We start from the raw sequence: 10,513 nt of genomic DNA on the forward strand, positions 1-10,513 counted from the left end.
CGGCTATTACTGGATCACCGGACGCGTCGACGATGTGCTCAACGTCTCCGGCCACCGGCTGGGCACCGCAGAGGTGGAATCCGCACTTGTCTCGCACCATCTGGTTTCGGAAGCCGCGGTCGTCGGTTATCCACACCCGATCAAGGGCCAGGGCATTTATTGTTACGTGACGCTGATGGCCGGTCACGAAGGGACGGACACGCTTCGCCAGGAACTGGTGAAACATGTGCGTGCCGAAATCGGCCCGATCGCCGCACCCGACAAGATCCAGTTCGCGCCCGGCCTGCCGAAGACCCGTTCCGGCAAGATCATGCGCCGCATCCTGCGCAAGATCGCCGAAGACGATTTCGGTGCGCTTGGGGATACCTCGACGCTCGCCGATCCGGCTGTTGTCGACGACCTGATCGGCAACCGGCAGAATTGGACGGCATGCACTCCGTAACGACATCTTCGCCTAATCGTCATGAAGTTCCAGAAATCAACGATATGAACAAAAATTACCTTTTTCAGTCTCTGGTCAGTGTAATGGCGGAGGCGGCGATGTAGCGCTCAGCGCCACTACCATCGTTGAAGTAGTAAACTGCCAGGATAGAGCCCTCGCCAGTCTTCACGGCACGAGCATAGCCGAGATCAGGCGTGCCGCCGTCGCACCGGATGATCGTCTCGGCACTCCATGTTCTACCCTGGTCGGAACTGGCGCGCATCCTGATGCCGAAGGGTGGATCACGGTAGCCATAAACGAGGACGAGCATGCCGGCGAGCGACACGAGGGCCGGCGGGTTGCCATTGCTGCCAGTGTCGACGATAGAGCCTTTGGCGGTCCAACTCTTGCCATGATCGGTTGAAGCGAAGGCTTCTATCCAGCCTTTGTCGCAGCCCGTTCCCATGCAGCGCGTCAGGGTCAAGATTACCCCGCTTGAGCGCATCGTCGATGCCGGCATAATCGAATATCCGGCAGGTGCCGCATCGAGAAAGCCTTGAATGACGAAGTTGCGCCCGCCATCCTGTGTGCGTGCGCAGAAAACCCTGCCTTCGGACCCATCGTATTTGGAGGTACCCAGCAGGAAGAGGGCATCGTCCGTGCCAAGAGCAACAATATCGGTGCGCGCTGAGATCGGAAGGTCCAAACCGGTGAAGCGATATGGGCCCTGCCACGTCAGCGCGCGATCCCGGCTGACATAGAACCAGCTCATAGCATCGCCATACACATCGGTTCTGGCGCACATGACGATCGTCTCATCGTCTTGAAAGTCTATGGGATCATCCAGACCACGAAGGTCATCATCGATCGACAGATGCGGGCGAACCTTGAGATCGAAACTCAAGTGTTCATCTGCCGAAAGCGAACGTCCGCCCGGCACATGGCCTGAGAACGGTTCGCTCGTCCATGACAGGCCTCCGTCTAAGCTGCGCGCCTGCCATGGTACGAATGGGAAATTATGGTTTAGTTCGTGGATCTCCCCTTTCGGTCCGAGTTTTCCGCGTGCGAATACGGCGACCGTTTCGTCACCCCAAGACCATAACCCATAGTTCGCCGGCCAGCCCGCGAACTCGCCGGGTTTGCGATAAACTTCAAAATGGCGGAATTGCATGTCCATCGGGTTGCCTCTGTTATAGCGTTTCGACAGGAAGCGCCCGAACAAGCAGTTCTTTCTGCTTGAGCAGTTGTTCGAGTTTACGTCGATACTGATGCCACCACGTCCGGTCGAGATCGTCCACCATGACTTCGATCACAACAACCACATCCTCCTCCTCTCTCGCACCGTTCGACCAAAGTCCTTCTGCGGGGGAATTGAGATAGGCCGTCGCCCCACCGAACCGCTCCGTCATCTCGTGCTGGACAGTGGCAATGAGTTCTTCGGCATCGATACCTACTTGCGATGCCGCTGGAATAAACATCTGTACCAAATGCATGGTGACATCTCCTTGCCTGGGGAAACATCGGACATCTGACGAGGTTCCATCAATGCTGAGTGCGTTGCGCGACAGCAGTCCTGATCTCAGGACCGACATTCCCGACCGCTGGATCGCGGCAGGCCTAGATGCTCGGAACTCGATTGTCTGTCTGCCCGTCCCCGCATTCTCCTCCTCGAAGTGCGCTCTTAAAAGGGACGGCCCGCGAGCGAGAGTTCAATGCGGAAGCACGCCGTCTTCGTCGATGTGGGCGCGCACATATATTTTGCGGGCGACGATCGCGAGAAACAGCAGCGTGACAGAGGCAAGGGCGCAACAGACTGCGAAGCCGAGCGAGAAGCCCATTTTTGCCGTTTCGAGCCATATTGGGGTCGTGGTCTGGGTCTTTGCGACCTCGACTGCGCCGGCAAGCGTGGCGGAGGCTGCCGATGCCTGCATGGCATCGAGGCCGCTCAAGTTCACGTCACCCATCGTCATCCGGTAGACGACGGTGCCGAGACTGCCAAGGACGGCGACACCGAGGGCACCGCCGAATTCCGCACTGGTTTCCGATATTGCCGAGGCCGAGCCTGCGCGCTCGGGCGGGGCGGTGCCGACGATGAGGCCTGTCGTGGTGAGAACGACAGGCACGAAACCGAGGGCAATCAGCATGCTCGAACCTAGAACGCCGAGCAGGCTTTGATTATAGGCCGCGACGGCCATCGCAGCCACTCCGGCAGCATTGATGACGAGGCCCGTCAAAACCGTACGAACCGGTCCGAAACGGTTGGTGAAGCGATAGGCCTGAAAAGACATGATGGTGAAGACGAGCGACGGTGGGATGGACCACAATGCGGCTTTGAGCGGCGACAGACCAAGCACGAGCTGCAGAAACAGATTCTGGAAAAGGAATACGCCGAAAACGAAAAACATCGCGGCGAGATTGACCATCAGGGAAGCGGTAAAGGCTGGGATGCGGAAAAGGCTGAGATCGATCAGTGGATGGACGAGGTGCTTTTGGCGCTGCACGAATAGAGCGCCGATCACCAGCCCGATGGCGACCGGGACCAGCTGAATCGGTTCGAAACCATCAGCCGCCATATGTTTGAAGCCATAGATGATCGGCAGGACGGTCGCCAGCGACAAGAGGACGCTGAGCAGGTCAAGCTCGCCGCCTTCGTCGTTCTTGTATTCCGGCAACAGGAGCGGGGCGACGATCAGCAGTGTCAGCATGACCGGAATATTGATCAGAAACACCGAACCCCAGTAGAAATATTGCAGCAGCACGCCGCCGACCAACGGCCCCACGAGGCCTCCGAGAGCAAAAGCGCTACCCCAGACGCCGATGGCCCGATTTCGTTCCGCTTCGTTCTGAAAGAGGTTGGCAATGAGCGACAAGGTCGAGGGAGCAACCGTTGCACCTGCAATCCCGAGGAGCGCCCGGGCGATGATCAACTGTTGGGCTGAGCTTGAAAAAGCGGCCAAAGCGGAGGCGGCGCCGAAGGCGACAGCGCCGTACAACAGCACACGCCGACGCCCGACCCGGTCTCCTAATGTACCCATAGTGACGAGAAAACCGGCAACCATGAAACCATAGATGTCGTTGATCCACAGAAGCTGCGATGCGGATGGGTCGAGATCAGCGACAATCGCTGGCATCGCAAGAAAGAGGACGGATAGGTCCATCGAATAGATCAGACAGGCGATAGACAGAACGTAAAGGCCGATCCATTCGCGACGGCCCGCAAGCTGCTCACGGTTTCCTGTTCCTTCCTCCTGCATCCTCGGCTCCCATTTCTTCGATCCGGGCAGATATAGTGTAAGAGAAGCGACGATCGAGCGGATTCGGTTCGGTTAAAGGCCCTCGAGGTCGCCGAGATTGGCGGCGGCCTCCCAATGCGTCATCACGCACTCGAGGTCGCCGGCTATTATTTCTCCGAAGCGCAGAAGAGCGCCGCTAGCCGAGGGCTGGCATTGGAACTGGCCCCACGCCGCGTCAACGTCCATGCGCCAGGTCCATCGACACCGGTCCTCGCGAAGGCACTCGGTGATGGGCGGGAGGCTGACGTGGCGTCGCTAGTGATGTTGGGCGAGGAGCTGTAACGGCGAGGCGTGCGACATCTGGAAAGGCTGCTTCAATCGAGCGTCTGCAGGGCGGTTTCCCGGCAAGTCACTCGCAAGTACTTGAGATCCCGCATATCGAGCTTGTCCCATGGAACCGCTTTTTTGCTGCCGGATTTTGCCGCCCCTATCGCGGTCAGTACCGCGCGACCGATGGCTAGGGCCGACAGTCGCTCGAAGAGACTGTAGACGCCGAGGTGATATTCCACGACACAGAGATCCGCGCCACATGCTTCAGCCTTGACCTCTTCCACACGGCCAATGGCCTTGCCGTCGAGGTCGTAGACCTGTTTTCCCAGCAGCAGTTCGAGCCGAACCTCGTTCATTATTATCCTCCCGGGATCCACGTGATCACGTGGCGCTTCAGCCAATCCTGACACTGCTCCAACGGCGTCTCGCGACGATCCACATTTACTTCGATGTTGATCCCAACGTCCCTCACTTTTTCCCAGGGCACGCGGAATGCCGTGGCATTCTCATCTATTCCAGCTGCTCGGAAAAGCCAAAGAAGGAAGCGATGCGGCCGGCGGCCCATCCGCCGCGACAGCGTCAGACTACCCATTTCGATGAACGCGACTTTGGGAGCGTCGCCGTCAGAAAGGCTGAGGACGACGCCGTCTGCCTTGCCGATACGGTTTTGCTTCTTGTCGACCATTTGCTTGTCAAGCACTTCGCGGATCAGAAGCATATCATCCTCCAAAGATCTGCAGGGGAAGAGTTATGAGGGCGACGATGAACGACAGGCCGATAATCACTAACACGGCGGTATTGCTGATCCATCCATTACGGTGCTTCCCAACAAAATTGCGATCGTTCATCAAAAACAGAAACGGAATTACGCCGAAGGGCAAGGCCAACGCAGTGATCGCCATCGAGAAAATCGTCAGCTGCAGGGGATCGACGCCAATCGCGATCGGCAGGACGGCGATACCGATGAAGCCTGTATAAACAAGGGAGAATGCTGGATCGGTTTGGGGCTTGGCATCTTCCGACCAATTCCAGCCAAAACCCTGCGCAACCAGGTATGCCTGACCAAGGCTTGCTTCGAGCGCAGCGCCGAAGCAGCTGATTCCAAGCGTTGCCGCGAAAAGGTAAAAACCCCATTTGCCCAATGCTGGGGTCAATATCGGCGCAATCTGGTCATATCCTTCGATATCGGTGATGCCGCGCGGCGGAAAGACGAGTGCTGCCACGATCAGGATTGACGCTGCAATGACGGCGCCAAAGCTCATCCCCACCGTCGCGATTACCCGATTGGCGCCGAGGAAGCTCTTATCCCATTTTTCCTCGATCGCGCCTGACGAGTAAAACAAGAACAGAAACGGGGCTATCACGGCGCCGAGAATGCTGACAGCAATGAAACCATAGTGCAGCGGCTCTTTATCCGGCAGCATCGGCACCAGCCCTTTTGCCACCTCCAGCCAGGGCGGATCCATAACAAATACACCCACCACAAAGCATACCGCCACCAAGCCCATGAGGGCTACACCATCTTCGATCATGCCGAATGTGCCCTTCCAGAGCAGAAGCCATACGGTCAAGGCTACCGGCAAGGCCCACCACTGAAAACCGACGCCGCTGACAAATTGCAGTGCTAGCGCAATCCCGCCAATCTCTGACGCGAGGACGAGCAGATTGACGATCGAAATGATCGATAAAGTGACCAGGAAGTAATTCGCTCCAAAACGTTCCCTCATCCCATCGGCGACGGTGTGACGGCTCGCAATGGCAAATCGCCCCGACATTTCAATCAGGAAGATGAGACATACCGTGCCGATGACAATGGGCCAAAGCAAGCTGAACCCATAGGCTGCCCCCGCCTGGCTCGACGTTGCGATCTGGCCGGTTTCAATAAATCCCCCGACGCTGGTGACTATCCCCAGCGAAATTTGAAGCAGCTTTTTCATCCGCCTGCACCAAGGAGTATACGCTGGTCGACCTCGTAGCTGTGAAGCTCGACAAGATCTTGATGGGCCTGGTCGAATCGTCCCTGTCCGATCTCGTCGTGCGCCGCGGCGATCAATCCATTGAGCCTAACGACAGCCGCTCTCGCTTCGTCATATCTCGAGGTTTGCGGCAGCTGCGATGAAAGTTGCAATATCTCCCTATGGCATCGTTGCACGGCAAGATCGGTAAAGCCTTCTGGAACACGTCCGCCAAGGCGGGCATCAAGGATCATCTCGGCGCTGGCGCTCCACAGGAGGATTTCCTGCATTTGCTTGTGAGACTGCTCATCCTTGTTCGTACAGGAGACGAGTGACAGCAATAGAACCGCAGATAACGCTCTGTTCGACCACCCCGGACTTCGTTTCACCCTTCTTCGTGAAACGACGCGAACGTGACCTTGGCCTGCATCTGCCGTGTCGCCGGCCAGTGCGACGTCGCGAGTTTTCGGCGCTCGTCTGTCACGGGTAGAGGAGGTGCGCGCCGGAAAATTATGGGTCAAGATGCGCTCCTTTTGAAGAACGCGCCGAAATCGCGGTTTGGGTTACTAAACAACCGTTTACCGATCAGTTTAGTTCCGCCCTCATGTAAGAACACATGGCGAGGGAGGCCGTAGACACCAAGTAGTCAATAGAGCCCGGCGTCATCACCTATTCTTTAGCTGTATCAATCCCGCAGTAGGGAACCGGCACCACGATCGGTCATCGGTTGACACTCCGAACAGCGGTAGCGCTACCGCCGCCGGCAGCGCGGCGCGGGGCAAGCGCCTTGACCGAAAGGAGCGCGTAGATGATTAGCGGAAGGCAGACGAGATAGGATGTCCTGATGCCTGCATGTTCGGCGATGAAACCGAGCAGCGGCGGCGCCAGGAAGAAGACGACGAAGGTCATCTGGCCGAGAGCGGCGACGTTGAGATACGCCGCGCGGTCAGTGCGCTGGGCAGCCGCCGAGACGGCGAGGGGGTAAACCGCGCTGCAGCCGGCGCCCATCAAGGCAAAGCCCGTCAGTGCGACATAGGCATGGGGCGCGCCCCAGACGGCGCAGATGCCGGTTGCCGAAAGAACAAGCAGCATCGTGGCGACGGCGCGCGCGCCAAACCGATCGACCAGCGGATCAACGAACAGGCGCGCCATCGCCATGCAAAAGGTAAAGAGTGTCAGTCCCAGCCCGCCGATGAAAGGTTCGACTGAAAACACGTCGCGCATATAGATCGCCGACCAGTCGATTCCGGCACCTTCGACGAGAAAGGCGGCAATGCCGATTACGCAGAGCGGCATTAGTCCCCACGTAGGAAGCGCCACCGGCGGCGCCTTGCCCTCGTCCAACCTAATACGGGCTGGCGCATTGCGCATGCCGGCGATTGCCCAGATGCCGATGACAAGGACCGCGATAAAGGTCACGGCGAGATGGAGCTGCATCGAAATACCGGCTTGGCGGACGACCGAAGAGACAAGCGCCGTGACGAAGAAGCCGAGGCTCCAGAAACCATGCGCTCTGTTCATTACGCCGCGTCCTAGCTGCGCTTCGATGCGGTCGATCTCGACGTTGAGATTGATCTCCAGCGCTCCGGCGAGCAGTCCCTCGAAGAAAAGCAAACAGAACACGGCCGGCGCAGCACCGATCCATGGCGCCAGCGACAGCAGCGCAGACGTGCCGAGAACTGTAATAAACGCCGTCGTCCGTGCACCGAGCCGGGCGATCAAGCGCGAAGACAAAGTCAACGAGATCAAGGCGCCGATCGCAGCCCCTATCAACGTCAACCCAAGCTCGGACTTATCGACTCCAAGCGAAACCTGCAAATCCGGCATCCTCGACAGCAGCGCCCCCAGCGACACGGCGAAGAGAAAGAAGCAGACATAGATCCGCTGCTGCGGCGCAATTTTCATGATGCAACTCCGGGGATTGACGCGTCGAAGCACAAGACGCGCTTTGGGATCTGTGACGAATACCTCAACGGGCCGGAGTTCAAAACTTGTTTCTGAATGGCTGCGACGGAGCAGGCGGTCTTGCTTGACATTCTTCGTGATCACCCGCGCCATCACCTTTTGGAAAGGCGCGATCATTGTAATCTTCACCAGCGCACGGCGGCGGCGGCAACGCAGGCCGTCGCATCGCTGCCAATGTCGTGAGGCTCGACCAGCGATCGTCAACACCACTGGCCGAAGATGAAGCAGTGCGGCGTCGATGTTGAGGAGCTCATTTGCCTGCGGTGACACCATTTTCCACAGCAGGCTCTCCTTTCAGCGGCGCGGATATGGAGACCGCCGGCGCCTGATCCAGCCAGTCGTTCCACGAACTCTTTGTCAAATCGGCCCGTCACGGCGCGCTTACGGGTGCGACTTCTACCGCGCGATTTTGCGGAAGCTGAATTAGCCGATCGTCTCTATCGCCGATGTCCCGGCATCATAGGCCTCACGCGTCAAAGGTCGGTTTTGACAATGCTCAGGTCATTTGAATGAGTCGACGCTGGTTCAGATCCCTTCACGAGCGACGGACGTTCGGCCTTCCTTTAGGCCTGAGAATGGCGCACTGCTGCCACCGCTCGTCCACGATCCCATAGCGCCATTGTTGACTCCGTCTTTCAGTCAGTTGAAAAGAAACTTGGCTATAAAGGAGATGACCGATGGCTGAAGAGAATAATACAGGCACCGCTACCGGAGTTGCGGAAACCGATGCGCCGATAAAAACGGACGTTAAGAAACAGCGCGCGCCGCGTCGTCAAAAGCAAGCTGCCGAACCGGCTCCTGCCGCATCGGAGGCGGTGACCGGACCCTCGTCGGCGGCAGGTGTGGCAAAACCTGGCGGACGGGGCAGGGGAAGAAAGCCGAAGTCGACCGAGGCGAAAGTCTCCGAGAGCAAGAGCGCGCTCAAGGGCGTTTCGAGGAGAAGGTCGGCGAAGTCTGCCGAGCGAAAAGCAGAGGTATCGGCACCCGCAATAGACGAGTTGGAAGATTTGATCCAGCTTGAAGAAGAGAACAAGCGGCTGCGCAAATTACTGACTGAAAAGCTGCGCCAGGAAAATACCGATCTTCGCAAACGGCTCGGGCTTGGTTGATCAGAGCACACATGTAATCCGGCCGCGACGGCGGCCCCAGCCACGGCATCTTCGGCAGGAGAAATAGTCGCTGGGCACGTCCTCGTGCCCAGCCGGACGGCCAGTGAGGTTAGAGCAACTGCCGCCGAATAGCAGTCGGGGTTGATTGAGGTGAAGTGCCCATGAAAACACCATGGAAATTCCTTGTCGAATTGACGTCGCGGCGGCGACCGGCAAAGGGGCAGGAGAGCGCGATCGGACATGCCTCCGATCCCGAGGCTCACGATAACGACACGCAGCAGACGCAGAAACTCCCCTCCGAAAGTTCCGCTTCCGCAGATCGCAATGAGGCTGTCCCGGCCTTTCACGTTCCGGCGGGCTCGGATGAGAGGGAAGCCGGTCCCGAAGCCGGGCATGCATTGGTGCGGCGGAGCGATGAGGCGGCGCGGGCAGCCTCGGCAAAGGAGGCCAGTCCCTCTGATGGCAGGTCTGATGTACCGGCGCCGATCAGCGGGACAAGTTTAAAGTCTCAAAGAAATGCTCCGACGAAGCACCGTGAACGTGCAAAGAGAACCCAGGCAGACGTGGTCGCGCGAAGCACTATCGCCGCGCAGGAAACTCAACGCGTGCAGCCGTCATCCTCTCGGGGTGCCTTCTTCGACGAAGTGGCGAGCCTTGATGAGGACATCAAAACGCTGAAAAGCGAGCTTGCTCAGAAGCTCCAACTGCAGAACGCTCAACTGAAGAAGATGCTGAAGCGGTTCGACGTTTCGTGAGCTTGGTAAAGAAGTAGAGGTCGAATACAAATGAAAACACCGCAGCGAAAGTTCGTCGTCGAATTCAAGTCGGGCCGCCGGCGATCAACGACGCAGCCGGATTCAATCTGGGGAAATACCGATCTCAAGGCTTTTGCCCGTCAGGCCGAGACGGACGCGCCGCACCTATTCGAATCGAAAATGGGATTGGCGGTTTCAAATCAGCCTGGAGAAATGCCGCAGGAGCAGCGGTCGGGAAATCATCTCGATGAGAGGGATAACGCCAGCAACCAAAAACAGCTTGCGCCGTCATTGACCGACGCCGTGCAGATACCTTCCTTGAAAACCGATCAAGGCTCCGTTGGCGCCATCTCAAGATCGACAAAACATGCAGTCAAACGGCGGGCTCGAGGAGCGGCGCCCCGCATGGACGAGAGCCGCTTGGAACATTCCTTACATGGTGAAAGTGACGAGCGCGGCCAGGCATCCGCCGCAAAGGTTGAAGCACCAATTGACGAGTTGGCGGTGCTTGATACGGAAAACCGACGGCTCAAGGTATTGCTGATCAGGCAACTACACCAAGAGAACCTGCAGCTTCGAAAGATGCTCGAGCGATTTGACGTCTCTTGAGTTTGTACCTCTGAAAGTTCCCGCGTTCGGCCATGTGGCCTCCGCCGTCTCCATCGCGCCGAACGCCTGTACTTCAGTCTGCGAATGCCGATTTTTGGATGTCTTTATGCCACGTGGCCGAGGATAGGGGTGAATA

13 protein-coding genes are annotated in these 10,513 nt (G+C 58.0%); 5 read left to right on the forward strand and 8 right to left on the reverse strand.

Translation table 11 applies throughout. The annotated features are described in order from the left end of the window. Positions 1-442, forward strand: a 442-nt coding sequence (locus tag ATY29_RS16600) for an AMP-binding enzyme (protein ID WP_425299330.1), incomplete at its 5' end; no start/stop codon positions are given. Between the two features lie 64 nt (positions 443-506). Here ATY29_RS16600 and ATY29_RS16605 read toward each other — a convergent pair. From ATY29_RS16605 to ATY29_RS16615, 3 genes are all read right to left on the reverse strand, one after another. Next, positions 507-1,598, reverse strand: coding sequence for a sialidase family protein (locus tag ATY29_RS16605; protein WP_097536957.1), 1,092 nt, complete (start codon positions 1,596-1,598; stop codon positions 507-509). A gap of 13 nt (positions 1,599-1,611) precedes the next feature. Beyond that, positions 1,612-1,914 (reverse strand): hypothetical protein, encoded by a 303-nt coding sequence (locus tag ATY29_RS16610; protein WP_097536958.1) that lies wholly within the window; start codon positions 1,912-1,914, stop codon positions 1,612-1,614. A gap of 216 nt (positions 1,915-2,130) precedes the next feature. Next, a complete protein-coding gene (locus tag ATY29_RS16615) occupies positions 2,131-3,675 on the reverse strand; it encodes an MFS transporter (protein WP_097536959.1) in 1,545 nt (514 codons plus the stop codon). Between the two features lie 114 nt (positions 3,676-3,789). Between ATY29_RS16615 and ATY29_RS37195 the strand changes: the two genes are divergently transcribed. Continuing rightward, complete coding sequence (locus tag ATY29_RS37195) at positions 3,790-3,996, forward strand: hypothetical protein (protein ID WP_193550363.1); 207 nt, start codon at positions 3,790-3,792, stop codon at positions 3,994-3,996. 32 nt (positions 3,997-4,028) lie between these two features. Here ATY29_RS37195 and ATY29_RS16625 read toward each other — a convergent pair whose 3' ends face one another. The 5 genes from ATY29_RS16625 to ATY29_RS16645 form a co-directional block, all read right to left on the reverse strand. Beyond that, positions 4,029-4,340 (reverse strand): PRC-barrel domain-containing protein, encoded by a 312-nt coding sequence (locus ATY29_RS16625; RefSeq protein ID WP_097536960.1) that lies wholly within the window; start codon positions 4,338-4,340, stop codon positions 4,029-4,031. 2 nt (positions 4,341-4,342) lie between these two features. Beyond that, entirely contained in the window at positions 4,343-4,702 is a 360-nt protein-coding gene (locus ATY29_RS16630) for a hypothetical protein (protein ID WP_003568566.1), read from the reverse strand. 1 nt (position 4,703) lies between these two features. Further along, on the reverse strand, positions 4,704-5,921 hold the full coding sequence (locus ATY29_RS16635; RefSeq protein ID WP_097536961.1) for an Nramp family divalent metal transporter: 1,218 nt from the start codon (positions 5,919-5,921) through the stop codon (positions 4,704-4,706). Continuing rightward, entirely contained in the window at positions 5,918-6,460 is a 543-nt protein-coding gene (locus ATY29_RS16640) for a hypothetical protein (protein WP_097536962.1), read from the reverse strand. Before ATY29_RS16640 ends, ATY29_RS16635 begins: the two co-directional genes overlap by 4 nt. 199 nt (positions 6,461-6,659) lie before the next feature. Next, positions 6,660-7,844 (reverse strand): MFS transporter, encoded by a 1,185-nt coding sequence (locus ATY29_RS16645; protein WP_097537003.1) that lies wholly within the window; start codon positions 7,842-7,844, stop codon positions 6,660-6,662. Positions 7,845-8,581: 737 nt separating this feature from the next. On the opposite strand from ATY29_RS16645, the gene ATY29_RS16650 reads away from it, so the two are divergent. The 3 genes from ATY29_RS16650 (at position 8,582) to ATY29_RS16660 (ending at position 10,377) form a co-directional block, all read left to right on the forward strand. Next, entirely contained in the window at positions 8,582-9,013 is a 432-nt protein-coding gene (locus ATY29_RS16650; RefSeq protein WP_097536963.1) for a SyrB2 regulator, read from the forward strand. A 161-nt stretch (positions 9,014-9,174) separates the two neighbouring features. Next, positions 9,175-9,768, forward strand: a complete 594-nt coding sequence (locus ATY29_RS16655; protein ID WP_097536964.1) for a hypothetical protein — start codon at positions 9,175-9,177, stop codon at positions 9,766-9,768. A gap of 30 nt (positions 9,769-9,798) precedes the next feature. Then, entirely contained in the window at positions 9,799-10,377 is a 579-nt protein-coding gene (locus ATY29_RS16660; RefSeq protein ID WP_097536965.1) for a hypothetical protein, read from the forward strand. Positions 10,378-10,513: the final 136 nt, after the last annotated feature.

Origin of the sequence: Rhizobium hidalgonense (genome assembly GCF_002914525.1) — a bacterium.
Classification (GTDB): Bacteria; Pseudomonadota; Alphaproteobacteria; order Rhizobiales; family Rhizobiaceae; genus Rhizobium; species Rhizobium hidalgonense.